This window comes from Curtobacterium sp. BRB10, from assembly GCF_031844325.1.
Taxonomy (GTDB): domain Bacteria; phylum Actinomycetota; class Actinomycetes; order Actinomycetales; family Microbacteriaceae; genus Curtobacterium; species Curtobacterium poinsettiae_A.
Genome location: NZ_JAUZVA010000003.1, coordinates 385,749 through 412,479 on the forward strand (window position 1 = coordinate 385,749; position 26,731 = coordinate 412,479).

At 72.9% G+C, this 26,731-nt stretch carries 26 protein-coding genes; 15 read left to right on the forward strand and 11 right to left on the reverse strand.

The window, feature by feature from the left end:
- Positions 1-185 precede the first annotated feature (185 nt).
- Positions 186-1,004 carry an ABC transporter ATP-binding protein gene (locus Q9R26_RS08665; RefSeq protein WP_311227033.1) on the reverse strand — a complete coding sequence of 273 codons (819 nt, stop codon included), beginning with the start codon at positions 1,002-1,004 and terminating at the stop codon, positions 186-188.
- Positions 1,004-1,906, reverse strand: coding sequence for a siderophore-interacting protein (locus tag Q9R26_RS08670; RefSeq protein ID WP_311227034.1), 903 nt, complete (start codon positions 1,904-1,906; stop codon positions 1,004-1,006). Before Q9R26_RS08670 ends, Q9R26_RS08665 begins: the two co-directional genes overlap by 1 nt.
- Positions 1,907-1,971: 65 nt before the next feature.
- Between Q9R26_RS08670 and Q9R26_RS08675 the strand changes: the two genes are divergently transcribed.
- Genes Q9R26_RS08675 through Q9R26_RS08700 form a run of 6 tightly spaced genes read left to right on the forward strand, consistent with a single transcriptional unit; the run spans position 1,972 to position 7,995 of the window.
- On the forward strand, positions 1,972-2,982 hold the full coding sequence (locus Q9R26_RS08675) for an alpha/beta hydrolase (RefSeq protein ID WP_311227035.1): 1,011 nt from the start codon (positions 1,972-1,974) through the stop codon (positions 2,980-2,982).
- Positions 2,979-4,523, forward strand: a complete 1,545-nt coding sequence (locus Q9R26_RS08680; protein ID WP_311227036.1) for an ABC transporter substrate-binding protein — start codon at positions 2,979-2,981, stop codon at positions 4,521-4,523. The genes Q9R26_RS08675 and Q9R26_RS08680 overlap by 4 nt, the downstream gene beginning before the upstream one ends.
- Before the next feature lie 46 nt (positions 4,524-4,569).
- Positions 4,570-5,523 (forward strand): ABC transporter permease, encoded by a 954-nt coding sequence (locus Q9R26_RS08685; protein WP_311227037.1) that lies wholly within the window; start codon positions 4,570-4,572, stop codon positions 5,521-5,523.
- On the forward strand, positions 5,520-6,404 hold the full coding sequence (locus Q9R26_RS08690) for an ABC transporter permease (RefSeq protein ID WP_311227038.1): 885 nt from the start codon (positions 5,520-5,522) through the stop codon (positions 6,402-6,404). The genes Q9R26_RS08685 and Q9R26_RS08690 overlap by 4 nt, the downstream gene beginning before the upstream one ends.
- The gene (locus tag Q9R26_RS08695; RefSeq protein ID WP_209134277.1) at positions 6,401-7,213 is read left to right on the forward strand and encodes an ABC transporter ATP-binding protein; all 813 of its coding nucleotides are present in this window, start codon (positions 6,401-6,403) and stop codon (positions 7,211-7,213) included. The genes Q9R26_RS08690 and Q9R26_RS08695 overlap by 4 nt, the downstream gene beginning before the upstream one ends.
- Positions 7,210-7,995: an ABC transporter ATP-binding protein gene (locus Q9R26_RS08700; RefSeq protein ID WP_311227039.1), complete on the forward strand. Its 786-nt coding sequence runs from the start codon at positions 7,210-7,212 to the stop codon at positions 7,993-7,995. The genes Q9R26_RS08695 and Q9R26_RS08700 overlap by 4 nt, the downstream gene beginning before the upstream one ends.
- 167 nt (positions 7,996-8,162) lie before the next feature.
- Here Q9R26_RS08700 and Q9R26_RS08705 read toward each other — a convergent pair whose 3' ends face one another.
- A complete protein-coding gene (locus Q9R26_RS08705) occupies positions 8,163-9,608 on the reverse strand; it encodes an amidase (protein WP_311227040.1) in 1,446 nt (481 codons plus the stop codon).
- Positions 9,609-9,648: 40 nt separating this feature from the next.
- On the opposite strand from Q9R26_RS08705, the gene Q9R26_RS08710 reads away from it, so the two are divergent.
- Entirely contained in the window at positions 9,649-9,948 is a 300-nt protein-coding gene (locus tag Q9R26_RS08710) for a hypothetical protein (RefSeq protein WP_209134275.1), read from the forward strand.
- A 39-nt stretch (positions 9,949-9,987) separates the two neighbouring features.
- On the opposite strand, the gene Q9R26_RS08715 is transcribed toward Q9R26_RS08710, so the two are convergent.
- The gene (locus tag Q9R26_RS08715; RefSeq protein ID WP_311227041.1) at positions 9,988-10,404 is read right to left on the reverse strand and encodes an HIT domain-containing protein; all 417 of its coding nucleotides are present in this window, start codon (positions 10,402-10,404) and stop codon (positions 9,988-9,990) included.
- A 52-nt stretch (positions 10,405-10,456) separates the two neighbouring features.
- Here Q9R26_RS08715 and Q9R26_RS08720 point away from each other — a divergent pair, with 52 nt between their 5' ends.
- Entirely contained in the window at positions 10,457-12,130 is a 1,674-nt protein-coding gene (locus tag Q9R26_RS08720; protein WP_259578062.1) for an ABC-F family ATP-binding cassette domain-containing protein, read from the forward strand.
- Between the two features lie 43 nt (positions 12,131-12,173).
- Positions 12,174-13,094 carry a L,D-transpeptidase family protein gene (locus tag Q9R26_RS08725; protein ID WP_311227042.1) on the forward strand — a complete coding sequence of 307 codons (921 nt, stop codon included), beginning with the start codon at positions 12,174-12,176 and terminating at the stop codon, positions 13,092-13,094.
- Positions 13,095-13,111: 17 nt separating this feature from the next.
- Here Q9R26_RS08725 and Q9R26_RS08730 read toward each other — a convergent pair whose 3' ends face one another.
- Positions 13,112-13,684, reverse strand: coding sequence for a gluconokinase (locus Q9R26_RS08730; RefSeq protein WP_311227043.1), 573 nt, complete (start codon positions 13,682-13,684; stop codon positions 13,112-13,114).
- Positions 13,681-15,237, reverse strand: a complete 1,557-nt coding sequence (locus Q9R26_RS08735; protein WP_311227044.1) for an SLC13 family permease — start codon at positions 15,235-15,237, stop codon at positions 13,681-13,683. The genes Q9R26_RS08730 and Q9R26_RS08735 overlap by 4 nt, the downstream gene beginning before the upstream one ends.
- Positions 15,238-15,444: 207 nt before the next feature.
- On the opposite strand from Q9R26_RS08735, the gene Q9R26_RS08740 reads away from it, so the two are divergent.
- On the forward strand, positions 15,445-16,143 hold the full coding sequence (locus Q9R26_RS08740) for an FCD domain-containing protein (protein ID WP_311227045.1): 699 nt from the start codon (positions 15,445-15,447) through the stop codon (positions 16,141-16,143).
- Between the two features lie 133 nt (positions 16,144-16,276).
- Here Q9R26_RS08740 and Q9R26_RS08745 read toward each other — a convergent pair whose 3' ends face one another.
- The 5 genes from Q9R26_RS08745 to Q9R26_RS08765 form a co-directional block, all read right to left on the reverse strand.
- On the reverse strand, positions 16,277-16,882 hold the full coding sequence (locus Q9R26_RS08745) for an N-acetyltransferase family protein (protein WP_311227046.1): 606 nt from the start codon (positions 16,880-16,882) through the stop codon (positions 16,277-16,279).
- Between the two features lie 9 nt (positions 16,883-16,891).
- On the reverse strand, positions 16,892-17,575 hold the full coding sequence (locus Q9R26_RS08750; RefSeq protein ID WP_311227047.1) for a uracil-DNA glycosylase: 684 nt from the start codon (positions 17,573-17,575) through the stop codon (positions 16,892-16,894).
- A 5-nt stretch (positions 17,576-17,580) separates the two neighbouring features.
- Positions 17,581-18,300 carry a Type 1 glutamine amidotransferase-like domain-containing protein gene (locus Q9R26_RS08755; protein WP_311227048.1) on the reverse strand — a complete coding sequence of 240 codons (720 nt, stop codon included), beginning with the start codon at positions 18,298-18,300 and terminating at the stop codon, positions 17,581-17,583.
- A complete protein-coding gene (locus Q9R26_RS08760) occupies positions 18,297-18,824 on the reverse strand; it encodes a phosphoribosyltransferase (protein WP_051596753.1) in 528 nt (175 codons plus the stop codon). The genes Q9R26_RS08755 and Q9R26_RS08760 overlap by 4 nt, the downstream gene beginning before the upstream one ends.
- 148 nt (positions 18,825-18,972) lie before the next feature.
- Complete coding sequence (locus tag Q9R26_RS08765) at positions 18,973-19,746, reverse strand: SDR family oxidoreductase (RefSeq protein WP_311227049.1); 774 nt, start codon at positions 19,744-19,746, stop codon at positions 18,973-18,975.
- Between the two features lie 123 nt (positions 19,747-19,869).
- Between Q9R26_RS08765 and Q9R26_RS08770 the strand changes: the two genes are divergently transcribed.
- The 5 genes from Q9R26_RS08770 to Q9R26_RS08790 all read left to right on the forward strand — a co-directional run bounded on the left by Q9R26_RS08770 (position 19,870) and on the right by Q9R26_RS08790 (position 26,718).
- Complete coding sequence (locus Q9R26_RS08770) at positions 19,870-20,958, forward strand: acyltransferase family protein (protein ID WP_311227050.1); 1,089 nt, start codon at positions 19,870-19,872, stop codon at positions 20,956-20,958.
- Between the two features lie 316 nt (positions 20,959-21,274).
- Positions 21,275-22,606 (forward strand): bifunctional o-acetylhomoserine/o-acetylserine sulfhydrylase, encoded by a 1,332-nt coding sequence (locus Q9R26_RS08775; protein WP_311227051.1) that lies wholly within the window; start codon positions 21,275-21,277, stop codon positions 22,604-22,606.
- Between the two features lie 299 nt (positions 22,607-22,905).
- Complete coding sequence (locus Q9R26_RS08780) at positions 22,906-24,108, forward strand: homoserine O-acetyltransferase (protein ID WP_311227052.1); 1,203 nt, start codon at positions 22,906-22,908, stop codon at positions 24,106-24,108.
- Between the two features lie 133 nt (positions 24,109-24,241).
- Positions 24,242-25,399, forward strand: a complete 1,158-nt coding sequence (locus Q9R26_RS08785; protein ID WP_182066483.1) for a sensor histidine kinase — start codon at positions 24,242-24,244, stop codon at positions 25,397-25,399.
- Positions 25,396-26,718, forward strand: a complete 1,323-nt coding sequence (locus Q9R26_RS08790) for a hypothetical protein (RefSeq protein WP_311227053.1) — start codon at positions 25,396-25,398, stop codon at positions 26,716-26,718. The genes Q9R26_RS08785 and Q9R26_RS08790 overlap by 4 nt, the downstream gene beginning before the upstream one ends.
- The last annotated feature ends 13 nt before the right edge of the window (positions 26,719-26,731 follow it).

Consider the following 26,731-nt stretch of genomic DNA (forward strand, 5'->3'; position numbering starts at 1 on the left):
CCCCGACGCCGTTCGGGCGGCGGTTCGTGCGACCTCGGCAGGCCTGCCGGCCGGCGGCGGTCGGTCGCAACACCCCGCCTACCCCGCGGCGAGCGGTCGCAGACCGTCGCCTGCGGCACCGCCAGCCGACACTTCGTGACCGCTCGACGCGCGCGTCACGACGCGTCGTGACCAGCCTCCGCGCGTCAGGCCGCGCGCCGCCGCGGCACCACGAGGGGCGTGCCGGTCTCGGGGTCGGGCACGACGACGCACGGCAGGCCGAAGACGTCCTCCACGAGGTCCGCGGTGAGCACCGACGACGGCTCCCCCGCCGAGACGATCGCCCCGTCGCGCATCGCGATCACGTGAGTGGCGTAGCGCGCGGCCTGGTTCAGGTCGTGCAGCACCGCGACGACCGTGCGACCGGCGGCGTGCAGCGTGGAGGCCAGTTCGAGCACGTCGTACTGGTGCGCGATGTCGAGGAACGTCGTCGGCTCGTCGAGCAGCACGATGTCGGTCTGCTGCGCGAGCACCATCGCGATCCACACCCGCTGCCGCTGCCCGCCGGAGAGCTCGTCGACGCTGCGATCGGCCAGCTCCACCGTCGACGTCTGCTCGAGTGCGGCCTGCACGGCCTGCCGGTCGGACCCGGACGACGGGTGCAGCAGGTCCTGGTGCGGGAAGCGGCCCCGCGACACCAGGTCGCGCACGGTGATGCCGTCGGGGGCGATCGGGGTCTGCGGGAGCATCCCGACCCGCCGGGCGACGGCCTTCGGGCGGTACGAGTCGATCGCCGCACCGTCGAGGAACACCGTGCCGGCGCGGGGCTTCAGGGTGCGGGCGAAGGACTTCAGCAGCGTCGACTTGCCGCAGGCGTTCGGCCCGACGATGACCGTCAGTTCGCCGTCGGGGATGTCGACGTCGAGCGTGTCCACCACGACCCGGTCGTCGTAGGCCAGGGTCAGCCCACGGGCCCCCAGCGCGGTGGTCGGGACCGGACCGAGCGCGGTGCCCGCGGCCGGCATCAGTGCTCGGCCTTGCCGTGCCGCCAGTACCCCATGAACGCGACCTGCTTGCGGTCGATGCCGACGCCGCGCACCAGGTGGCGGCGGAGTTCCTTGACGCAGCCGGCCTCACCGGCGATCCACGCGTAGACGGGACGCTCGTCGACCGGAGCGGGGACGTCCCACAGCACCTGCTCGTCGACGTCGACGTCGGTGAGCTCGGCGGCCGGCTCGCACGCGGCGGCGGACGCCGGCGCGACGGTGGAGGCCCAGGCGTGCACCTGGTCGGTCATCCGGACCCCGTGGCTGGCGCCGTTGCGGGCGATCCAGCGGACCTCGACCCCGGCGGGCGCGGTCACCGGCAGCCGGTCGGCGTCGGTGGGCACCTCGATGAAGACGTGGCCGACGGTCGAGACGTCGAGGGCTTCGAGGATGGCGCAGATGGCCGGTGCGGCGGTCTCGTCCCCGGCGAGCAGGATGCGGTTCGCGTGCCCGGGGGCGAACTCGGCGGCACCGGTCGGCAGGTCCTCCGGCGACTCGGGGACGCGCGGCCCGACGATGCGGAGCTCGTCGCCGATGCGGCAGGCCGACACCCAGCGCGACGCCGGACCGGTGTCGCCGTGGGCGACGAAGTCGATGTCGAGCTCACGGGCGTCCGGCCGGAACGAGCGGACCGTGTACGTGCGGAGCGGGTTGCGGGCGTCGTCCGGCAGCGCACGCCAGGCGGCGTACCAGTCCTCGTCCTCCGGCAGTTCCGAGAAGCCGATGCCGGGCAGGGGCAGCACGATCTTGATCCGCTGGTCGAGACCGACCGAGGAGAAGTCGGCGAGCGCGTCGCCCGTCAGCGTGACCCGGACGAAGTTCGGGGTGAGTGACGTGACGGCGGCCACGCGGACGGAGAAGACGCGATACCGGGTTGCCACGGAATCGAGTATGGCATGCCTTACCTAACGTCTCCAGGCCTCCGGACGGTGCGAGGATCGTCCCCGTGTCCGAAGCCCCCGACGACGAATTCGCCGACCTGCCCGCCCTCGCCAGCGCGAGCGGCGTGACCAGGCCGCTCCGCGCCTCCAGGCAGGTGGTCCGCACCGCGGACGGGCAGGAGATCTCCGCGATCCGGTGGGGTGACGACGGCCAGGAGGCCCGGATCACCTACCTGCACGGGCTCGGCATCGACGCCCACAGCTTCGACACCACGGCACTCGCCGTGGGAGAGCCGGCGGTCGCCCTCGACCTGCCCGGCCACGGCCGGTCGTCGTGGCGGGAGGACGCGGACTACGCGGCGGCCGCGACGGCGCCGAGCGTGCTCGCCGCGCTCGACGCGCTCGCGGTGCCGCCCGGGATCGTCGTCGGCCACTCGCTGGGTGCCATCCTGTCTGCTCGACTCGCAGCCACGGCACCGGAGCGGGTCACCGGACTCGTACTCGTCGACATGTCGCCGGACTTCGCGCAGCGTGCGGTCGACCGGATCGCCCGCGCGCTGGAGGCCGAAGAGCCGTTCGAGTCCCTCGAGCAGGTCGTCGACCGGGCGATCGAGGCGCGGGTCGGCGACGACCGGCAGGTGCTGCTGCGCGAGGCTCGGCACACGACGGCCCTCGGTACGGACGGGCGACTCGTGCGCCGCCACCACTTCCCGCACCTGCCCGCCGGGCGGACGTCGTCGGTGGGGCGCTTCGCCGACGCGTGGCCGGACCTCGAGGCGCTGCGCGTGCCGATCCTGCTCGTCCGGGGTGACCGCGGGTACGTCTCCCCGAAGCTGCACGCCGGGTTCGCCGAACGCCTGCCGGACGCCGAGATCGTGACGGTGACCTCGCGGCACGCGGTGCAGAACCAGGCACCCCTCGAACTGGCTTCGGCGATCCGGGCATGGGCGGAGCGGCACGGATTGTTGCACCCGATCGAAGAACCGTCGCCGGACGGCACCAGCCGCCGGTACCCTCGTGCGAGCGCGAGGCCCGATCCCAGCCCTCGCGCCCGGAAGGAACCCACAACCCCATGAGTCCGCTCCTGCCCCGTCGCACCGCGCGCACCTCGCGCATCGGGCGCGCCGCCCTCGCCGCCACCGCGGTCGCCGTCGTCTCCGCACTGGCGCTGACCGGCTGCTCCGGTTCGTCCGACACCACCGGGGGCAAGGACGCCACGGTGCGCGTCGGGCTGGTGCTCGAGCCGACGAGCCTCGACATCCGCACCCAGTCCGGGGCGGCGCTCGACCAGGTGCTCATCGACAACGTGTACCAGGGGCTCGTCGGCCGGACCGCCGACGGCGAGATCCGTGACGTGCTGGCCTCGTCGCACGAGGTCTCGGACGACGGGCTGACCTACACGTTCACGCTGCGGGACGGCACGACGTTCCAGGACGGCAAGCCGGTCACCGCGGCCGACGTCGTGTGGTCACTCGAGCAGGTCAAGTCGAACGACTCGTACGTCGACTCCGCCAAGCTCGCGGGCGTCACGTCGATCACCTCGCCGTCGGACGACTCCGTCGTGCTGCAACTCGCGAAGCCCGACTCCGACCTGCTCTGGAACCTGACCGGCCGCTCGGGCCTGGTGCTCGAGAAGGCCGCGGACAACGACCTCTCGGACAGCGCCAACGGCACCGGCCCGTTCGAGGTGGCCGACTGGAAGCAGGGCGACTCGCTCACCTTCGACCGCAACGAGGACTACTGGGGCACGAAGGCGAAGGTCGCGAAGATCGTCTTCCGGTACATCACGGACCCGTCGACCGCCGTCAACGCGATGGCGAACGGCGACCTCGACGTCCTGAACCCGGTCGACGGCACGCTGCAGAGCCAGCTGCAGGGCAACGCCGACATCGCGCTCCACAGCGGCAAGACGACCGACAAGTACACACTGGCGTTCAACGACCGCAAGGAACCCTTCACCGACGAGCGCGTGCGCCGGGCGATCCGGCAGGCGATCGATGCGAAGGCGCTCATCAAGGCGATCGGCGGCACCGGCGTGGAGCAGGGCGGCCCGATCCCGGAGCTCGACCCGGGCTACGAGGACCTGACCGACATCGACGCGTACGACCCCGCGAACGCGAAGAAGCTCCTGGCCGCCGCCGGGCAGCAGGACCTGAAGCTGACGCTCACCTACGCGAACATCTACCCGACCACGATCGGCGACGTGCTGAAGTCGCAGCTCGCCGATGTCGGCATCACCCTGACGGTCGAACGCGTCGACTTCGCCACCTGGCTGTCCTCGGTGTTCCAGGCACCGAAGTCCGGCGAGCGGGACTTCGACCTGTCGATGGTCGACCACGTCGAGGCCCGTGACTTCGGCAACTGGGCGAACCCGGACTACTACTTCGGCTACGACAACGCGAAGGTGCAGGCGCTCTACGCCCAGTCGATCGCGGCGACCGACGAGGCCACGAAGACCGAGGCACTCCGGAAGGCGGCACGCATCGTCAGCGAGGACGCGGCCGGCGAGTGGCTCTACACGGCGACCGAGATCACCGCGGTGCGCTCCGGCGTGACGGGCTTCCCGGTCGACGGCGGGAACTCACGCCTCGACCTGGCGAAGCTCGCGGTCAAGTGACCCGGAGCGGCCGCGGCGGGGTGTCCGTCCCCGTAGCATCGGTGTCGTGACCCGGTTCCTCATCGGGCGGGTGCTCCTGCTCGTCGTCGGCCTGCTCGTGGCGAGCGTCATCATCTTCGCCACGCTCCGCGTGCTGCCCGGTGACGTCGCCCAGGTCGTCGCCGGCACGCAGTCGACCCCCGCGCAGGTGGAGCAACTCCGGCAGCAGCTCGGACTCGACCGGCCCGTCGTGGTGCAGTACCTCGACTGGATCGGCGGGGTGTTCCGCGGTGACCTCGGCCGCTCCCTGGTGACGAACGGCGCCGTCGCACCGGAGATCGCCCAGAAGCTCGCGATCACCCTGCCGCTCGCCGCGATGTCCCTGGCGACCGCGCTGGTGATCGGCGTCCCGCTCGGGGTGGTCGCCGCGGTGCTCCGTCGCCGACCGGGCGGTGCGGTGATCGGGTTCGCGGCGCAGGCGGTCGCCGCCGTGCCCGTCGTGTGGGCCGGCATGCTCCTGGTCGCCCTGTTCGCGGTGACGCTGCACTGGCTGCCGACGCAGGGCTTCCCGCTCGACGGCTGGTCGGAACCCGGCCGGGCGTTCGCGTCGCTCGTGCTGCCCGCGCTGACGATCGGTGCCGTCGAGGGCGCCGTGATCCTCCGGTTCACCCGGTCCGCCACGCTCTCCGTGCTCGATGCCGACCACCTGCGCACCGCCGCCGCCGTCGGGCTCACCCGCACGCAGGCGCTGCTCCGACACGGCCTGCCGAGCGTCGCCCTCACGGTGCTCGCCGTGCTCGGGGTGCAGATCGCCGGGCTGCTCGTCGGGGCCGTCGTCGTCGAGCAGCTGTTCTCCCTGCCCGGAGTGGGCCGGATGCTCGTGACCGACGTCGGCCGCCGCGACATCACGAAGGTGCAGTCGGAGCTGCTCGTGCTCACCGGACTCGTGCTGCTCGTCGGGTTCGCCGTCGACGTCGTGCACCGCGCCCTCGATCCCCGACAGCGCGAGGTGCAGGGATGATCCGCCGCCTGGTGTCCCGGCCGACCGGGGTCTTCGCCGTCGTCGTGCTCGGACTGCTGCTCGTGCTCGCCGCCGTGTCGCTCGTCTGGACGCCGCAGGACCCGTTCCGCGCCGACCCGTTCCACCAGTGGGAGGGTCCGAGCGCCGCCCACTGGTTCGGTACCGACGCCGCCGGCCGCGACATCGCGAGCTACCTGCTCGCCGGCACCCGCACCACCGTGCTCGTCGCCGTCGGCTCCGGGGTGATCGCGAGCTTCGTCGGGATCGTCCTCACGGCGATCGGTTCGCTCACCGCCCGCTGGGTGCGCGAGGGCACGGCGGTCCTGCTCGACATCCTGGTGGCGTTCCCGACCCTGCTCACCGCGATGCTCCTGACGGCGGTGTTCGGCGGGTCGCTCGGTGTCGTGATCGTCAGCGTCGGGCTGTCCTTCGGCGTGACGATCGCCCGCGTGGCCCGCGGCGAGATCCGGCGGATCGCCCGGAGCGACTACGTGACCGCGGCCCGGGCGTCCGGCGTCGGCGGCGCCGGGGTGCTCTTCCGTCACCTGGTGCCGAACGCGGCGCCGCTGTTCACCGTGCAGCTGTCGCTCGCGATGGCCACGGCCGTGCTCGCCGAGGCCGGGCTGTCCTACCTGGGCTACGGAGCCGGGTCGGACACCGCGTCCTGGGGCAGCCTGCTCTCCGACCTGCAGACCTACATCGGGGTCCACCCGTGGAGTGCGACCTGGCCGGGAGCCGCCATCGCCCTCGTCGTCGCGGCACTGTCGTTGCTCGGCGACGCGGTGCGTGACGCCTCCGACCCGCGGCTGACGACGAACGACCGCGGCGCCGACGACCGTCGGACCGATCCCGCCACGACGACCCCGGGGCTGACCGCATGACCGTCCACGCAGTCGGCACCGCCCACGCAACCGCAGCCTCCGGGCTCGAGGTGCGCGGGTTGTCGGTCCGCATCACGGGGCGGACGATCCTCGACGACGTCAGCTTCACCGTGCCTCCCGGCCAGCGCGTCGGCGTGATCGGCGCGAGCGGATCCGGCAAGTCGATGACCTCGCTCGCCCTTATGGGGCTGGAGCCCACCGGCGCCGTCGTGACCGGCAGCGTCCGCCTGGACGGCACCGAACTCGTCGGGCTGCCCGACCGCGAGCGCGCACGACACCGCGGATCGGGCATCGCGATGGTGTTCCAGGAGCCGGGCACCGCCCTCGACCCGCTGCGCCGCGTCGGCGCGCAGATCGCGGAGCCGCTCCGGCTGCACCGCGGGCTCGACCGGCGTGCGGCCCGCGCGGCAGCCGTCGACCTGGCGGCGTCCGTGGGCCTGCCCGACCCGGAGTCGCTGCTGCGGCAGTACCCGCACCAGCTGTCCGGCGGGCAGCGGCAGCGGATCTGCATCGCGATGGCGATGGCGGGCGAGCCGTCGTACCTGGTCGCCGACGAGCCGACCACGGCGCTCGACGTCACGACCGAGGCCCGCATCCTCGACCTGTTCGAGCACCTGCAGGCGGGCATGGTGTTCGTCACCCACGACCTCGCCGTGCTCGCGCGCATCGCCGACACCGCGGTCGTCCTCGACGCCGGCCGGGTGGTCGAGCAGGGCCGCGTCGCGGACCTGCTCGCCGCACCCCAGCACCCCGCCACGGCCGCGCTCGTCGACGCCGCACGTGCCACTGCCAGGAGGACCGCCCCGTGACCCTCCCCGTCCTCGAGGCCACCGGTCTCCACCGCACCTACCGACTCCCCCGCCGCGGCCCGTTCGAGCCCGGTCCGGTCCGCACCGCCGTCGACGGGGTCGACCTGACCGTCGCCCCCGGCGCACGGCTCGGCATCGTCGGCGGATCGGGATCCGGCAAGTCGACGCTGGTCCGGTTGCTCGCTGGCCTGGAGGCCCCTTCCGCCGGCACCGTCGCCGCCTCCGGCCGTCCGGTGGTCGCGTCCCGGTCCGCGCGTGCGTTGCGCTGGTTCCGTCGCGAGACCGGGGTGGTGTTCCAGGACCCGTACGCGTCCCTCGACCCGCGGATGCGCGTCGGCGCGATCGTCGCCGAGCCGCTGCGTGCCCTGCGGGTCCCGGGGTCGCACGCGTCGCTCGTGCGCGAGGTGTTGGAGCGCGTCGACCTGCCCGCCGACACGGTCGACCGGTTCCCGCACGAGTTCTCCGGCGGGCAGCGACAGCGGATCGCGATCGCCCGCGCCGTCGTGCACTCGCCGCGGATCCTGTTCGGCGACGAGCCGATGAGCGCCCTCGACGTGGTCGTCCGCGCCCGGGTGATCGAGCTGTTCCGGTCGCTCGCCGACGACCTCGGGCTGACGCTCGTGCTGGTGTCGCACGACATCGGTGTCGTGCAGCGGCTGTGCGACACGGTCGCGGTGATGTCCGACGGCCGGATCGTCGAGCACGGGCCGGTGTCGCTCCTGGACGCGCCGCAGCACCCGGTGACGCGGGCATTGGTGGCGGCGGCGCCGACGCTGCCGTAGGCGGGCTGCGCGGGGCGGCGCGGAGCGGGCGGAGCGGAGCGGGCGGAGCGGAGCGGAGCGGAGCGGAGCACCGTGCGCCTCCCGCCGCACCAGCCTGACTACGCCGCACGGTGCGCCCAGCGCCCGCACCCCGCGCACCGGTGCGCGGAGCAGCCACGGGCCTCCCGTCAGGCGGTCCAGGCGGCCGGGTGCCGCCGCTGCCAGCGCAACCGGCGCTCGAGCTGCGCGCCGATCGCGAGCAGGACGCGCTCGCCGCCGGGGCGTCCGATCAACTGCACGCCCATCGGCAGGCCGCCGCCGTCCGGGTGGTCGTCGTCGGTCACGCCGACCGGCAGGGTGATCGCGGGGAGCCCGGACACGTTCGCCATCGACGTCCACGGCGAGTACGCGCACTGGCGGCGGAAGTCCTCGTCCGGGTCGTCGCCGTACCAGCCGAGGGGCCTCGGCGTCATCGCGAGGGTCGGCGTGAGCACCGCATCGAACCGGTCGAACGCGCCGATGAGCGTCGTCGAGAAGGTGTCGAGCGTCGACATCGCGTCGAGGACCTGCGTGCCGGGCAGCGCCTGTCCGCGGGCCACGAGCCAGGCCACGAGCGGGGTCAGCGACGACAGGTCGATGCCGGGCACCTGCGGCAGTCGGGCGGCCGAGCTCTCCCACGCCACCCGGAACGCGTCCGCGTACGGCACGCGGGGCATCCGGACGTCCTCGACGCCGTGCCCGACCTCGCCGAGCACCCGCACGGCGGTCTCCACGGCGGCCCGGGCCGCGGGGTCGACGACCACGTCGACGGTGTCGTCCCACGGCGAGCCGTCGAGCACCCCGACGACGAACCGGCCCTCGCCGCGGACGGCGGCTGCGGTGAACGGCCCCTCGCCGACGTCGGGGGTGACGAGTGCGTAGGGCGAGGGCTCCGGCAGCCCGGTCGGCGCGACCAGCGCGTCGAGGAGCATGCCCGCGTCGGCGACGGAGCGGGTGAGCGGCCCGGCCACGGACAGGCCGCCGACTCCGGAGCGGCCGGGCATCGACGGCACGCGTCCGCGGCTCGGCTTCAGGCCGACGAGTCCGGTCGCCGCGGCGGGGATCCGCACCGATCCGCCGCCGTCCGACCCGACCGCGGCGGGCACGAGTCCGGCGGCGACGGCGACGGCCGCACCACTCGACGACCCGCCCGGCGCGCGCGTGGTGTCGTAGGGGTTCCGCGTCAGGCCGAGCCGGGTCTCGGACGACGAGGACATGCCGAACTCCGGTGACGCGGTCTTGCCGAGGCTGACGGTGCCGGCAGCGTCGAGCGCGGCGACGAGCGGGTGGTCGGCCGACGCGGGCCGCTCCGGCAGGCTCGCGGTGCCGTTCCGCGTGGGGACCCCGGCGCGGTCGTACAGGTCCTTGTCGGCGGACGGGAGGCCCCACAACGGTCTCGACGTCGGCACCAGGTGGCCCAGACGATCGGCTCGGGCCCGGGCAGCGTCCGCGGTGACCGTCACGAAGGCGCCGAGTCCGGCGTCCAGGCGTTCCACGCGGGACAGGTAGTGCTCGGTGACCTCGAGGGCGGTCGCCTCGCCCCGGCGGATCCAGTCCCAGAGTTCCTGTGCGGAGAGGTGGTGGAGTTCGAACACGGCTCCGAGCCTAGGCGGCGGTGGCCCGTATCCTTCGACGGTGGACACCACTCTCCCCTCCGGCACGACGAAGCGCCGGATCGAACTCCGGCTCGTCCGGCCCCTGTTCGCCTGGTTCGCCCGGCCGACCGTCACCGTCGACGGGGTGGGGCACCCGGCCCAGTGGGGCACCGGCACGTGGGCGGTGCCGGACGACGGCGACACGGTGATCGGTGTGTACCTGTTCAACCGAGCGTGGCGGTTCGGGGCGGCCTCGGTGTCGGTCGGCGGCGCGACGGCGCTGGACTACCGGGGTGGGCTGCTGCCGGTCGGTGCGGGTCGGCTGGTGCCCCGGGGCTGATCCCGCTTCTGCCGCGGCGGTTGCCTGCGCTGCGTCCGGCTACTCGAACATCTCGGCGAGGAGCGCGTGCGGGTCACCGTCGACCACGTGCGCCGATCGTCGCTCCGGCCAGTGCGTCGTGGCGTCGTCCGGCCAGCACGGCACGACGTGGAGGTGCAGGTGCGGCACGCTCTGACCGGCGTCCGCACCCGATGCCTGCAGCACGACGGTCCCGGTCGCACCGAGCGCCCCCTTCATCGCACGGGCGACACGCTGCGCCAGGGCCGTGGTGGCGGCGAGTGCCGTGGGCCCGGCGGTGAGCAGATCTGCGGTGTGCTCGACCGGTACGACCAGGGTGTGGCCGGGAGCCAGCGCCGAGTCGGGCAGGGGTGCGAAGGCAACGGCGTGGTCCTCGCGTTCGACCCACACGGCGGGTTCGTCACCGGCGATCACGGCACAGAAGACGCAGGAGTCCATCGGCCCAGTCTGCTGCACCCGGGGTGCCCGCTCCGCGTGGGACGATGGGCGCATGACCGCCACGCTCGTCGCCAAGGGCCTGTCCGGCGGGTACGCCGCTCGCACGCTGTTCGACTCCCTCGATCTGACGGTGGCGCCGGGCGACGTGATCGGGGTCGTCGGTGTGAACGGTGCCGGCAAGTCGACGCTGCTCCGGCTGCTGGCCGGGGTCGACGAGCCGCTGGCCGGCACGGTGTCCCTGGCGCCGACGGACGCGTTCGTGGGGTGGCTCCCCCAGGAGCACGAGCGCATCGCGGGCGAGACCGTCGCGGCGTACCTCGGGCGGCGGACCGGCTGCACCGAGGCGACCGTGTCGATGGACGCAGCGGCGGCGGCGCTCGGGGACCCCGATGCCGGCGACGCAGCGGCCGACCGGTACTCGGCGGCGCTCGACCGCTGGCTCGCCGCGGGAGCCGCTGATCTGGAGGACCGGATCCCGGCGGTGCTCGCGGACCTCGGGCTCGAACCCGGCACCGGCGACTCCGCGGCGGACGGCGTCGGCCCGGACTCCCTGATGACCGCGCTGTCCGGCGGGCAGGTCGCCCGGGTCGGGCTCGCCGCGCTGCTGCTGTCGCGGTTCGACATCGTCCTGCTCGACGAACCCACCAACGACCTCGACCTGGACGGCCTCGACCGGCTCGAGGCGTTCGTGCGCGGGCTGCGCGGCGGGGTGGTGCTCGTCAGCCACGACCGTGAGTTCCTGGCGCGCTCGGTGACCTCGGTGCTCGAGCTCGACCTGGCGCAGTCGTCGAACCGGCTGTTCGGCGGCGGGTACGACTCGTTCCTCGAGGAGCGCGAGATCGCCCGGCAGCACAAGCGGGACGCGTACGACGAGTTCGCGTCGACGAAGGCCGACCTGGTCGCACGGGCACGGACGCAGCGCGAGTGGTCGAGCCAGGGTGTCCGGAACGCCATGAAGAAGAGCCCGGACAACGACAAGATCCGCCGCCGTGCCGCCTCGGAGTCGAGCGAGAAGCAGGCGCAGAAGGTCCGGCAGATGGAGTCCCGCATCGCCCGGCTCGACGAGGTCGAGGAGCCGCGCAAGGAGTGGCAGCTCGAGTTCACGATCGGCAGCGCACCGCGGTCGTCGGCCGTCGTCGCGACGCTGTCGGACGCCACGTTCACCCAGGGCGACTTCACCCTCGGCCCGGTCTCGCTGCAGGTCGACGGCGGTGACCGGATCGGGATCACCGGCCCGAACGGTGCCGGCAAGTCCACCCTGCTGCGGGCGCTGCTCGGCAAGCAGGCGCCGACGACGGGCACGGCCTCGCTCGGCTCCAGCGTCGCGGTCGGCGAGGTCGACCAGGCGCGTGCGGCGTTCACCGGTGACCAGCCCCTGGCGGCGGCGTTCGAGGCGATCGTCCCCGAGTACACGACCGCCGACGTCCGGACGCTGCTCGCGAAGTTCGGGCTGAAGGCGGACCACGTCGGCCGGCCGGCCTCGGCGCTCTCCCCCGGCGAGCGCACCCGGGCAGGCCTCGCGCTGCTGCAGGCCCGCGGGGTGAACGTGCTCGTGCTCGACGAGCCGACCAACCACCTCGACCTGACCGCGATCGAGCAGCTCGAGCAGGCGCTGGAGTCCTACGACGGGACCCTGCTGCTCGTCACACACGACCGGCGCATGCTGGAGACCGTCCGACTCGACCGGCAGTGGCGGGTCGAGGGCGGCACCGTCACCGAACGCTGACGGGTCGACCGGACGCTGACGCATCGACCGAGGGGGACGCACCATGCGACGCAACACCTGGATCGCGACGACCGCCGGGGTGGTGGTGCTCGCCGTCGCCGTGGTGGTGGGGGTGACCGTCGGGTCGCCGGCACCGGAGCCGACCCGCGCGGCCCGGGCCACGACGACACCGGCCCCGACCCCGAGCGCCACGCCGAAACCGAAGCCGACGCTCGCGGCCGTCCCCTCCGCGCCGTCCGACGCGACCCTGGCCGCGCTGCCGTTGGCGTTCCACGACGCCGTCGTACCGCAGTTGCTCGACGGCGGGGACGTCGACCCCGAGGACACCTGGCAGATCGCGACCCCGCGCACGCCGCTCGTCGCCCTGTACGCGAGCCCGTCGAGCCGCGCCCGGCCGGTGGCGACCCTGTCCCACCTGGTGTCGACGATCAACCGGCCCGCGGCGACCGCGGTGTGGGGTCGTTCCCCCGGCCGGGACGGCGGGATGCTCCTGGTGTCGACGCCGTCCCGCAACCGCACCCCCGGTGACGGCGGCGACCCGGACGCCCCGAGCGCGACGTTCGCCTGGGCCCGGGCCGCCGACTTCACCGTGACGCGCACCGACCGGATGATCACGGTCGACGTCGCCGCCAGCACGGTGTCCGTCGTCACCCGGTCGGGAAAGGTCACCGCCACCGAGACCGCGCGGCTCGGCACCCCGGAGGATCCGACACCGACCGACACCGCCACCTACGTCGAGGCGGCGTACGTCGACACCCGCGTCGCGTACACGCAGGGCAACCCGATCATCCTGACCGGGGCGCACTCGTCCCGGATCCCGTCCTACGGCGGCAACGCCGCGCTGACCGCGCTGCACTACTACCCGGACCCGACCGGCAGCTCGCACGGCTGCGTCCGGATCTCGGCGGAGATGACCCGCACCCTGGCGGCGCTGCCCGTCGGTACGCCGATCCGGTTCAGCTGAGGACCGGCGCCGCCCGATCAGTCGCTCGGAGTCCGCACCAACCCGAGTCGTTCCACGACCTCGGCGCTCTCCTCTTCCGGCGTGCGGTCGGCGGCGATCGTCACGTGGGCCTCGTCAGGCTGCGGCGGCTCGAGCGTGGCGAGCTGCGACCGCAGCAGCGACGTCGGCATGAAGTGCCCGGAACGCTGTGACATCCGCTCCTCGATGAGGGCACCGTCACCGGCCACGTGCACGAACACCACCCCGGGCGCCCGCAGCACGTCGCGGTACGAACGCTTCAGCGCCGAGCAGGTCACGACGCCGTTCGTCCCGGCGTCCAGGTGCCCGCGGATCCACCCGGCGACGACGTCGAGCCACGGCCAGCGGTCCTCGTCGGTGAGCGGGGTGCCGGCACGCATCTTGTCGACGTTCACCTGTGGGTGCATCGCGTCGCCCTCGGCGAACTTCCACCCGACCTGCTCCGCCACCATGGCGGCGACGGTGGACTTGCCGGACCCGGAGACCCCCATCACGACCAGGACGCGGGCATCCAGCCCGGTGTCGGCCGCCCGGGCAGCACCGGCCCCGCCGGCACCTCCTGCGCCGCTCATCGGATGAACACCCCGGCCAGCAGGACCCCGAGCAGCCCGAACACCGAGATGAGGCACTCGAGCACCGTCCACGTCTTGAACGTCTGCCCCACCGTGGTGCCGAGGTACCCCTTCACCAGCCAGAAACCGGCGTCGTTGACGTGCGACAGGAACACGGAGCCGGCACCGATCGCGAGCACGAGCAACGACGTCATCGGGGTCGACAGGTCGGCGGCGATCGGCGCCATGATGCCGGCGGCGGTCACGGTGGCGACCGTGGCCGACCCGGTCGCCACGCGCACCAGGGCCGAGACGACCCAGGCGACGAGCAGTACCGAGACACCGGAGTCCTTGACGGCGTCGGCGATCACGCCGCCGATCCCGGTGTCGATGAGCACCTGCTTGAAGCCGCCGCCGGCGCCGACGATGAGCAGCACCCCGGCGATCGGGGGCAGCGCGCTCTCGAGCGACTTCGACACCGCCGAGCGGTCCATCCCGCCACCGATCGCGAAGAAGACCATCGCGTAGACGGCCGCGATGCCGATGGCGATCATCGGCGAACCGAGGAAGTCGAGCAGGCTCACCCACGAGCCGGCGGCGTCGGGGGCGGTGGCCTCACGGATCGCCTGGGCGAGCATGAGCACGACCGGCAGCAGGATGCCGATCAGGGCGACGGTGAACGACGGGCTGCGCGGCTCGCTGATGACGCGCGTGAAGTCGCTCTTGCCGTTGGGCAGGGACGCGGTGTCCTGCGTTGCGGCGCGACGGCGTGCCTGGCGTCCGGAGTGTGCCGGGTCGTCGGCGAAGGCGGCGGACCCGGAACCCGACCCCGAACCCGGCCCGGCGGTGGCGACCGCCCCGCGCGACCCGAACATGTCGGGGACGGGGATGTCGACCCAGCGGGCTGCGAACCGGGCGAAGAGCGGCCCGGCCAGGATGATCACCGGGATCGCCAGCACGATGCCGAAGGCGAGCGTGGTGCCGAGGTTCGCGCCGACGGTGGAGATCGCCACGAGCGGGCCGGGGTGCGGCGGGACGAACGCGTGCATCGTCGACAGGCCGACCAGGGCGGGGACGGCGATCTTCATGATCGGCACCTCGCTGCGCTTGGCGACCAGCACGATGATCGGGATGAGCAGGACGAGGCCGACCTCGAAGAACATCGGCAGTCCGATGAGCGCACCGATCAGGGCCATCGTCCACGGCAGCGCCGCCTTCGACGACTTCCGCACCAGGGTGTCCACCACGCGGTCCGCTGCGCCCGAGTCGACGAGCATCTTGCCGAACATCGCCCCGAGCCCGACCAGGATCCCGACGCTCGTCATGGTCGCACCGAAGCCGTCACCGAAGCTCGTGACGGCCTTGTCGGGAGCGAGCCCCGCGCCGATGCCGACGCCGAGCGCGCCGATCGTGAGCGCGATGAACGGGTGCACCTTGAGCCAGGTGATGAGCGCGATGATCACCACGATGCCGACGAGTGCCGCGATGACCAGCTGCGGGATCGAACCGGACGGGTCGACCGTCTCGGTGGTGCCACCCGCGGCGAGCAGGTGGTCCGGGAGAGCGTGAGGCATCAGCGCCCCTTCCTGGAGTCGCTGCTGCGCGGCTCCGTCGCCTTCGTGTCGAGGGTGGACTGGCGCGAGGAACGCCGACCCTCAATAATCTGATTAATCAGACTATACGACGTCCTCCCGCGCGCCAACCGCCCGTCCCCGGAGTCTGCCGCTTCGATGGGACCGGCGTCACGGCGACCGCGTGACCCGTACTGCACGGAGGAAACGATGCCCACCGCACGCGGACTGCACGCCCACGTGCTCGACACCCTGGGCCAGCGGATCGTCGACGGCGACCTGGCCACGGGTTCCGTCGTGCGACCCGAACTGGTCGCCGACGAGTTCGGGGTGTCCCGTTCGGTCGTCCGCGAGGCCCTGCGCGTCCTGCAGTCCCTCGGCCTGGTCGAGCCCCGGCAGCGAGTCGGCACGCTCGTCCGCGACATCACCGCGTGGGAGCTGCTCGCCCCCACGGTGATCCGGTGGCGCGGTACCTCACCGGCGTACTTCGTGCAGCAGCGGGAGCTCGTCGAGCTCCGGCTCGGCGTCGAACCGGTCGCGGCGTCCCTGACCGCCGGCACCGATGGTGCGGACGCCGTGCTCGCCGCCGCCGAGGACATGCTCGATGCCTGTGGACGCGACGACAGCCGCGCCTACCTGGAGGCGGACGTCCGCTTCCACCGTGCACTGCTCGGCGGCTCGGGGAACGCCGTGTTCGAGCACTTCGCCGGCACGGTCGAGGCGCTGCTCCGCACCCGCACGTCGGAGTCGCGCGACCCCATCACGCGCTGGACGCGCGAGGCGGCGCTCCGGCACCAGGCGGTCGGGCGCGCAGCGGTCGACGGTGACGCGGACGCCGCGGCGGCGGCGGCCACCGCGCTGCTCCGCGTGACGCGCGACGAGTTCATCACCGAGGCGCCGGCGGACTGACGCGACCGGGCGACGGCTTGGAGGCGCGTGCCGCGGCCGCCACGGGCCTCCCGTCCGCCCCGCGGCCGCGGCTCGAGCGTGACGGACGTCCGTCAGGTCCGTCGCGTCGGTACCGGCGCCGCTGCCGGCTCGGTCAGCGTCGACGCGCGAACAGCCGCGGGCCGCGCAGGCGGAGCCGCATCGTGACCGTGCCGAGCCAGCGGTCGTACTTGTAGCCGACCTTGCCCATCCGGCCGACCTCCTCGAAGCCGAGCCGCTCGTGCAGCCGGATCGACGCCTCGGCCTGCCGGTCCGCGATGACGGCGACGACCTCGCGCACGCCGGCCGAGCGGCACTCGTCGAGCAGCGCCTCCATCAGCGCGCGGCCGAGCCCCTTGCCACCGGACGCGGCGCCGAGGTAGATCGAGTCCTCGACGACGTGGTTCGAGCGGTCCCGCGGGTTCCACGCGTCGACCAGGGCGTACCCGAGGATATGGCCGGCGGGGTTCTCCGCCACCAGGAACGGCAGGCGGCGCTTCCGGATGTCGTCGTAACGCTTCTTCCACGCGGCGTACGTGAACGCCGCCGGGTCGAAGGTCACCGACGAGTTGCGGACGTAGTGCGTGTGGATCTCGCGCACGTGGGGCAGGTCCCCCACCTCGGCCGCACGGATGCGGTACTCGAAGGCCGTCTCGGTCGCCGCCGGGGCACGCAGGTGTCGCGGCAGGACCCGCCGTCGCTGGTATTCCTCCTCGAGCACGTGCCGAGCCTACTGAGCGGGCAGCGTCCAGTCGACGGGCGGTGCGCCCTGCGACTCGAGCAGCGCGTTCACCTGCGAGAACGGGCGACTGCCGAAGAACCCGCGCGACGCGCTCAGCGGGCTCGGGTGGGCCGACGCGACGACCGGGGTGTCGCCGAGGAGCGGCCGCACCGACCCGGCCTGGGCACCCCAGAGCACGGCGACGAGCGGGGTGCCACGGGCGACGAGCGCGCGGACGGCCTGGTCGGTCACCGCCTCCCAGCCCTTGCCACGGTGGCTGCCTGCCTCGCCCGCCTGCACGGTGAGCACCCGGTTGAGCAGCAGGACGCCCTGGTCGGACCACGCCCGCAGGTCGCCGTGCGGGGGCGGCGTCACCCCGAGGTCGTCGGACAGCTCGCGGTAGATGTTCGCCAGGCTCCGCGGCACCGGACGGACGGCCGGGTCGACCGCGAAGGACAGACCGATCGGGTGGCCGGGCGTCGGGTACGGGTCCTGCCCGACGACCAGCACCCTGACGGCATCGAACGGGGTCGTGAACGCGCGCAGGACGTCACTGCCGGCGGGCAGGTAGTGCCGGCCCGCGGCGGTCTCGTCGCGCAGCCACGCACCGATCCGGTGCACGTCGGGCTCGACCGTTGCGAGGGCATCGGCCCAACCGGGGTCGACCAGGTCGGCGAGCGGCCGTGGTTCCATGGCGGCTACGCGCCCATGGTGGCGACGGCCACCGACTCCTCGCCGGCCATCACGCGCCAGACGCTGCCGGTCCCCCGGACCTCGAGCGCGCCCTCGCCGACGACGAGCGTGGTGTCCTCGTCGATCGCGAGTCCGGCGGTGACGAACTCGGCCTCGGCGCTGGCGATGAGCCGCGCGAGTGTGCCGGCCTGCACCGCGTGCACGTCGATGGTCAGGTCGACCAGGCCGAGGCCCTCGCGGAGCTCGACCTCGTCCAGACCCTCGGACGCCGCCTCGGGGCAGATCTCGACGCCGCCGATGCGCCAGCCGCCCACCAGGGCACGGTCGGCGGCGATCATCGCACCGGCCGAGTAGCCGAGGTAGGGCAGACCGTCGGAGACGAGCAGCCGGAGCTGGTCGACGAGCGGGGCGATCGCCGCCAGGTAGTCGGGGGTGACGCCGCCACCGACCACCAGGGCGTCGACGTCGCTCAGGACGGTGGTGTCGAAGACCTGACCGGCCGCGACCTCGGTGACGAGCACCTCGGCCGTGCGCGCACCGCCGAGGACCTCGGCGATGTCGGCGGTCGACGACGGACTGCCGCCGTCCGTGCCCGCCACGGAGAGCAGGGCGATGCGCGGGACGCTCCGACCGACCGCTGCCGAACGGGCGGTCGCCTCGGCGAGGAACGGTGCAGCGGCGTCCGAGGCGGCGAAGAGACCGCCGCCGACCAGGTGGATGCTCACGACTCGGCCGTCACGGGGGCGAGGGCGCTCCACGGGAACGTGATCCAGCCGTCGACCCGGCGCCACACGTGGTCGGGCTCGAGGACGGTGCCGGGCTTCGAGTACAGGCAGGCGCTCCGGACGTCGGCACCGGCGTTCCGGATGATGTCGACCACCAGGCGCAGGGTGCGGCCGGAGTCCGACACGTCGTCGACGACGAGGACCCGCTTGCCGGCCAGGCTCGGGGCGTCGAGGGCGGGGGCCAGCACGACCGGCTCCTCCAGCCGCTGCTCGACGTCGGTGTAGAACTCGACGTTGATCGAGCCGCACTCCTTGGTGCCGAGGGCGTACGCGACGGCGCCGGCGATGATCAGTCCGCCGCGGGCGACGGCGACGACGACCTCGGGCTCGAAGCCGCTGGACAGGACGTCCTTGGCGAGCAGTCGTGCGGCGTCACCGAACTCCAGCCAGCCGAGTACCTCGGGCCCACTCGTCACGGTCACGGTGGACGGAGCCGCGGGCTCGGGTTCGCTGCTGATCGGCATCCGACCACGGTACCGGCAGGGAGCCCGCGCCCGCGACCCACGCCCGCCGCCCGGGCGCTGCGCGGGTCCGGCGCGGGCACTGCGCGGGTCCGGCGCCGGTGCGGCGCGGCTGCGGCGGGGGTCCCGCGGGGGTCCCGCGCGCGTCGGCTCAGCGGGGCGTCAGCGGGCCGCGCGCCAGCTTGTGCTGCGCCGACTGCGCCACCGGCCGGATCGTCACGAGGTCGAGGTTCACGTGCGCCGGCAGCTCCACCGCGTGCACGATCGCCTCGGCGACGTCGTCGGCCACGAGCGGCTCCGGCACGTCGTCGTACACCGCGGCGGCCTTCTGCTGGTCCCCGCGGAACCGGGTGAGCGCGAACTCGTCGGTCTTCACCATGCCCGGCGCGATCTCGACGACGCGGATCGGCTCGCCGTTCAGCTCGAGCCGGAGTGCGCCGACCAGGGCGTGCTCGGCGAACTTCGCGGCGTTGTAGCCGCCACCGTTCTCGTACGCGACGAACCCTGCGGTACTGGTCACCGTGACGATGTCCGCTCCCCCGGACGCGCGAGCGCGGTCACGCAGATGCGGCAGCAGCGCGGAGACGACACGCTTCGTGCCGATCACGTTGACCTCGAACATGGCGCGCCAGTCGTCGACGTCGGACTCCTCGACGCTCGCCGAACCGAACGCCCCACCGGCGTTGTTCACGAGCACGTCGGCGCCGCCGAGGTCCGCGACCCGCGCGGCGAGCGCCGCGACGTCGTCGGCGGCCGTGATGTCGGCGACCAGGGTGTCGGCCCCGGTCTCCGCGGCGAGCGCCTCGAGCTTCGCGGCGCGGCGGGCCACGGCGAGCACGTCCCAGCCCCGCGACCGGAACAGCCGGACGGTGGCCGCCCCGATGCCCGAGCTCGCTCCGGTGACGACTGCGCGCCGTGCTGCCATGTGATCTGCCTCCTGCGTCGGTGACCGGAGCGCGTGGTGGCCCGGTCCGTCCACCGTACCGAGCGGGACGCTTCCGGCACCGCACCGGGCCGTCCAGGTCACGATCCGGTAACGTGACCGGCGATGACGACGGATGCCGCCCCTCCCGCCCCCTCGGCCCCGGCGACGCAGCTCGAGCCCGGCCGAGCCCCGCGCCGGATCCCGATGTGGGACACCGCGCGGTTCGTCGCGGTCACGCTGGTGGTCATCGGCCACGCGATCCAGCGGCAGACGCCGGCGAGCGAGCACGCCCTGGCCCTCTACACGTTCGTCTACGCGTTCCACATGCCGGCGTTCGGCGTGATCAGCGGCTACTTCTCGTCGGCGGACACCCCGACGGCGAAGCGGATGCGCCGGACGATCACGGACATCGTCGTGCCGTACATCATCATGCAGACGATCTGGACCGTGGTGCAGGGCATCGTCGAGGGCGGCAAGGACTTCAACCCGACGAAGCCGACGTGGACCCTGTGGTTCCTGCTGGCCCTGGGCATCTTCAAGCTGATCCTGCCGTACCTTGCGCAGCTGCGGTGGCCGCTGTTCTGGGCGGTCGTGTTCAGCATCGGGGTCGGCTACTTCGACAACGTCGACTCGACGCTCTCGCTGTCCCGCGCGATCAGCCTGCTGCCGCTCTTCCTGCTCGGGTGGCAGGTCAAGCAGTGGGGCGTCTTCGACCGCTGGTACGAGGCGTCCCGCCGAACGGTCGTCCGGGTACGGATCGCCGCCGTGGTGGTGTTCGCCGCGTGGGCGGTGTCGTGCGCGGTCTGGATCCCGCAGTTCAAGGAGTTCGACCTGCACCACTGGTTCTTCTACGACGACTCCTACTCGGGGCTCGGCGAGGACGCCTGGTGGGCGGGTGCGGTGCGCTTCGGCCTGATGCTGCTCGCGACCCTGCTGACGGCGTCGTTCCTGGTGCTCATCCCCCGTCGGAACATCTGGATCACCCAGTTCGGCGCGGCGACGATGTACGTGTACCTGCTGCACACGTTCGTGCTCTACCCGATCCGGGAGTCCGGCGTCCTGGCCGGCGAGCACTCGGCCTGGCCGTTCGTGCTCCTCATGGTCGTCATCGCGTGTGCTGTCAGCCTCTTCCTGGCGCAGCCCTTCGTGCGGCGCGGGATGCGGTGGTTGCTCGAGCCGAAGGTCGGCTGGCTGTTCCGCCGCGACGCGTGACCCCTTCCCCCTTCCTCGCACCGTGCGAGGCCCATCCGCGAACGGTGCGAGGTTCCGTCCGTGGTGCAGGGGACCGAGGCTTGCACCGAGTCCGGAACCTCGCACCACAGGTGACCTCGCACGGTGCGACCCAGCGTCGCGCTCCGCGGACGGGAGGCGCGGGGCGCGTCGGGCGGGTGCGTTACGTCCCGAGGCGGGTGCGGTGGTGCGGGCCCGGCCACCTGCGTACCGTGACACCCGACGCACAGCCGCGCCGCGCCTCCAGCCCGAGCGCAGGGCGACCCGACGACCAGCCGCACCGGACAGGAGCACCAAGATGACCGAGCACGACGCCGCGCAGTGGCAGTTCGAGACCACCCAGGTCCACGCCGGCGCGCAGCCGGACCCGACCACGGGCGCCCGGGCGACGCCGATCTACAAGACGACCTCGTACGTCTTCGCGAACTCGGACGAGGCACGCGACCTGTTCGCGCTCGCCAAGCCGGGCAACATCTACTCCCGGATCATGAACCCGACGAACGACGTCGTCGAGCAGCGGGTCGCCGCGCTCGAGGGCGGCTCCGGGGCCCTGCTCGTCGCGTCCGGCCAGGCGGCCGAGACCTACGCGGTGCTGAACATCGCCGGTGCGGGTGACCACATCGTGTCGTCGTCGTCGATCTACGGCGGCACGTACAACCTGTTCAAGTACACGCTGGCGAAGCTCGGCATCGAGACGACGTTCGTCGAGGACCAGGACGACCTCGAGGAGTGGCGCCGCGCGGTCCGACCGAACACGAAGCTGTTCTTCGCCGAGACCATCGGCAACCCGAAGATCAACGTCCTCGACATCACGGGCGTCAGCGACGTCGCCCACGAGTCCGGCGTCCCGCTCATCGTCGACAACACGATCGCGACGCCGTACCTGATCCGTCCGTTCGAGCACGGCGCCGACATCGTGGTGCACTCGGCCACGAAGTTCCTCGGCGGCCACGGCACGGTCATCGGCGGGATCATCGTCGACGGCGGGACGTTCGCCTGGTCGCAGCACGCCGACCGGTTCCCGGAGTTCAACACGCCCGACCCGTCGTACCACGGTGCGGTCTTCGCCGAGGCGGTCGGCAACGAGCTCGCGTACATCGTGAAGGCCCGGGTGCAGCTGCTCCGCGACCTCGGTGCATCGAACTCGGCGGACACGGCGTTCGCCCTGCTCCAGGGCATCGAGACCCTGTCGCTCCGCATCGAGCGGCACGTGTCCAACGCGCAGGAGATCGCGGAGTGGCTCGACCAGCACCCCGACGTCGCCACCGTCGCCTACGCCGGACTGCCGACGTCCCCCTGGTACGCGGCTGCGAACCGGTACGCGCCGAAGGGCGTCGGTGCCGTGCTGTCGTTCGAGCTCAAGGGCGGGGTCACCGCGGGCAAGGCGTTCGTCGACAACCTGCGGCTGTTCTCGCACCTGGCGAACATCGGCGACGTCCGCTCGCTCGTCATCCACCCGGCGTCGACCACGCACTCGCAGCTCACCCCCGAGCAGCAGCTCACCACCGGGGTCACCCCCGGCCTGGTCCGCCTGTCGGTCGGCATCGAGAACATCGCCGACCTGAAGGCCGACCTCGAGGCCGGGCTCGCCGCGGCCCGGGCGATCACGCAGGAGAGCCAGCGCGCCTAGGGGGAGAGCCAGCGCGCGGAGGGGTGGTACGCCACCGGCTGCGTGCTCGCCTGCCGATGCGCGCGCATGTTGCGACGTCCCACGTGTCGATCGACGCGTGGGACGTCGTTCGTTGCACACGCATCCGGTACCTGCGCATGGTGCGACGATCCACGAGTCGAACGACGCGCACGATGTCGGAAGATGCGCACACACGGAACGGCGAGCGCGTTCCGAGCGCGGCCCGGAGGCCGGCCACGCGGCGGGCGTGACGTAACACGGCGGCGGCGACCCGCGCCTCCCGGCAGACTGGACGCACGATGGACTGGCAGACGACCCCCGAGGACTCCGTGCCGTCCACCCTGGTGCCCGGCACCGAACTCGGCACCCTCGGCAAGCCGCCCGTGACCGGTGCCTGGCGTCCCGGTGACCACCCGGGTGCACGCCGGTTCGAGTCCCTCGGCGAGCAGTGGGTGCGCGGCGGCCGCCTGCCGTCCGTGCGCGTGGCGTACGAGACGTGGGGCACGCTCAACGCCGCTCGCGACAACGCGGTGCTCGTCCTGCACGCACTGACCGGGGACTCGCACGTCGCGGGTGCCGCCGGCCCTGGCCACCGCACCGCCGGATGGTGGGGCGACGTCGTCGGCCCGGGGCGGGCGATCGACACCGACCGGTGGTTCGTGATCGCGCCGAACATGCTCGGCGGGTGCCAGGGCACCACCGGGCCGTCGTCGGTGTCGCCGTCGGGCGCGGAGTGGGGCGCACGGTTCCCGTTCGTGACGGTGCGCGACCAGGTCGAGGTGCAGGCGCAGCTCGCCGACCGGCTCGGCATCGAGACCTTCGCGGCCGTCGTCGGGGGGTCGATGGGCGGGATGCACGCCCTCGAGTTCGCGGTCTCGCACCCCGCGCGCGTGCAGCGGCTGGCGGTCCTCGCGTCGACGGCGCAGACCACCGCCGACCAGATCGCGGCGAACTCGCTGCAGCGGGCGGCGATCCAGATGGACCCGGCGTTCGCCGGCGGCGACTACTACGAGGCCGATGTCGGCGAGGGCCCGCACCGCGGACTGTCCCTGGCCCGGCGGATGGCGCTCATGACGTACCGCGCCTCGGACGAGCTGAACAGCCGCTTCGCGCGGTCCTGGCAGAGCGACGTCTCCCCGCTCGGCGACGACGGGCGGTTCTCAGTGGAGAGCTACCTCGACTTCCACGGCAACAAGTTCACCCGGCGGTTCGACGCCTCGAGCTACGTCACGCTGACGTACGCGATGGACTCGCACGACGTCGGTGCCGGGCGTGGCGGGGTGTCGGCCGCCCTCGGGCTGGTGACCGCACGGACCCTGGTCGTGGGGATCTCGAGCGACCGGCTGTTCCCCGTCGAGGACCAGCACCGGATCGCCGCGGGCGTGCCGGACGCACTCGACGGGGACACCGCAGCGGTGATCGAGAGCGAGTTCGGACACGACGGGTTCCTCATCGAGCACGAGCAGGTCGGGGCGCACCTGCGGCGGCTGCTCGAGTCCTGATCGGGCGCGCCGGCCACCACGGCGCGCCGAAGACCCCCCAACGGGTGGCGCGCGTGGAATGATGGCGTGGAGCCCGGCACTGACCGACGCTCGGTTTCCCGCACCACCCAGATCGTCACCAACCAGGACATCGATGGACTTCATCGCACAGGAACGCGACCGCTTGCTGCGGTCGGCGACCCGTGTCGTGGGCATCGTCTGCGCGCTCGTCAGCGTCGTGGGCATCCTCTCCGCCGCCGCCGTGCCCACGCTGCCCCTCGTCGGCGCGCTCCTCTGCATCGCCGCGATGATCACCGCGCTCGTGTGCTTCGGCCGCGGCGGCGAGGTGTGGTGGACCGCCGCCATCGTCGTCGCCGGACTCGCCGCGATGGTGCTGCTCTTCACCGGCGTCGACGACTCGGCACGTCCGCTCGTCGCCAGCGCCGTCATGCCCCTCGCCGCCGGCGGGCTCTCGGCACCGCTGATGGCGCAGCGCGGGCACCCGGTCGGTCTCGGCATCACCATCGCCGGGGGCGGCGCCGTGGTGGTGCTCATGGTCTGGGGGTCGGGCTCACTCCTGTCCACCCCCGTCAGCGGCGCACTGCTCGGGTGGGTCCTGATGGCCGTCGTGGCGATCTGGATCTCGCGCAGCATCCCCCGCGTCGCCCGACGCATCTACAGCATCGGCACCGCCCACCGTGCCGAACGGCAGGCCAGCGAGACCGAGGCGCAGCGCCGCCAGGGTGCCCGCCTCCTGCACGACACCGTGCTCGCGACCCTGACGCTGCTGGCGCACTCCGGCGTCGGCGTCTCCGAGCAGGCGATGCGCGAGCAGGCCGCCGAGGACGCCCGACTGCTGCGCCACCTGCGCCTCGGTGCGACCCCGCAGCCCTCGCAGTCCGGTGACTACTCACTCACCCGTGAAGAGGAATCGCCCCTCGGGCAGACCCTGGAGTCGGTCAAGCAGCGCTTCGGCCGCATGGGACTCGAGGTCAGCTGGCACGGCACCGGTCAGGTCCTGCTGCCGTCGAACGTGCTCGACGCGTTCTTGCTCGCGCTCGGCGAGTGTCTCGAGAACGTCCGTCGGCACGCCGGCGTCGGCGAGGCGCACGTCACGATCGTCCACGACAACGAGGTCGTCCGTGCGATGGTCACCGACTCCGGCGTCGGCTTCGACCTCACCACCGTCAGCGCCGAGCGACTCGGCTTCAAGGAGAGCGTCGTCAACCGCCTGCGCGAGGTCGGCGGCGATGCGAAGCTCTTCTCCGCGCCGGGCTCCGGCACCACCGTCGTCCTGGAGGCACCGCGATGACCCGGGTCCCCGAGGACACCATCGGCCGCAGCCTGCCCGGCGAGACGGCTCCGCCCGCACCCCGCACCCGCCGCGAGGCCCGCGAGCGGTACCGGACGAGCGAGCGCCGACAGGCCAGAGGGCTCCCGTCGACGTCGACCGGCGCCCGGTCCCTGCGGCAGGCCGCGAAGCCCGGTGCCTCGCTCGGCGCCGGTTACCTCGGACTCGGCGCCGCGGTCCTCACCGCGATCGAGGCCGCCGCCGGCATCGCGTTCTTCCTGGTGCGCTGGAACGAGTACTCCGACCCGTGGCTGCCCGCGGTCGCGTGGGCCCTCTACGTCGTCGCCGCCGTCGGCGTCGGGCTCAGTGTCCTGACGTACGGCGAACGACTGACGGGCCCGGCCTTCGCGTTGATCTGCGTCGTGCTGGCCTGCGTGGTCACGCTCGACTTCATCGGCATCTGGCCGGAGCACGACATCGCGCACACCGCAACGGCGTCGATGGCCGCGGGGTTCGCCCTGCTGCCGATCGCCACGCTCCGGCCTGCCCGGGAGGTCGCAGCCGCCATCGCTGTGCTCGGCCTCGCATTCGTCGTGATGGCTGTTGCGTCGACGCCGATCACGAACGACACCATGCCCGGCATCGTGTCCCTGCTGTCGCTCGTCGTCGTGCCGCCGGCGCTCGCGCTGTACGTCGTGCAGCGGTTCCGCCAGCTCGTGCAGCGCGAACTCGACCGGGTGCTCGTGCAGAGCAACGTGCAGGCACCGCAGTTCGCCGTCGGCATGCTCGCCTCGGACGAACTCGCCCGGCTCGACCTGGCCGCCGAGAAGCTGCTCGACGCCGTCGCCAACGGCACCGACCCGCTGCCGTTGTCCGACGCCTCGAGCTCCGTCGCCGCGTCGCTCGCCACCGAGCTCCGCCTGCACCTGATCGAGGGCCGCCGCGAGACCTGGCTCTACCACGCGATCACCGAGTCCGACCACCTCGGTCGCTCGGTGAGCGTCGCCGACCCGACCGCCCTGGCGGGGCACCTCTCCCCCGCCCAGCGCGATGGGCTGCTGCAGGCGATCTGGCAGATGGTCGGCGACGGCCGCACCGCGCAGCCCGGCATGCCCGTCGTCTCCGTCACCCTCGGCCCGATCGGCTCCGACGGCCACCCGGTCAGCGACGACACGATGGACGTGCCCGTCGTCATCGAGTCCCGCGGCGTGCCCCGGCGCAGCCTCGGTCCGACGGCCTGGAGCGCCCTGCAGCGCATCGGCCCGTACACCGAGACCGTCCGGGACGGCACGCTGCACATCGTCGCGCACTGCGTCGTGAACCGACATCCGTCGATGTAGCCGCCGGACACCC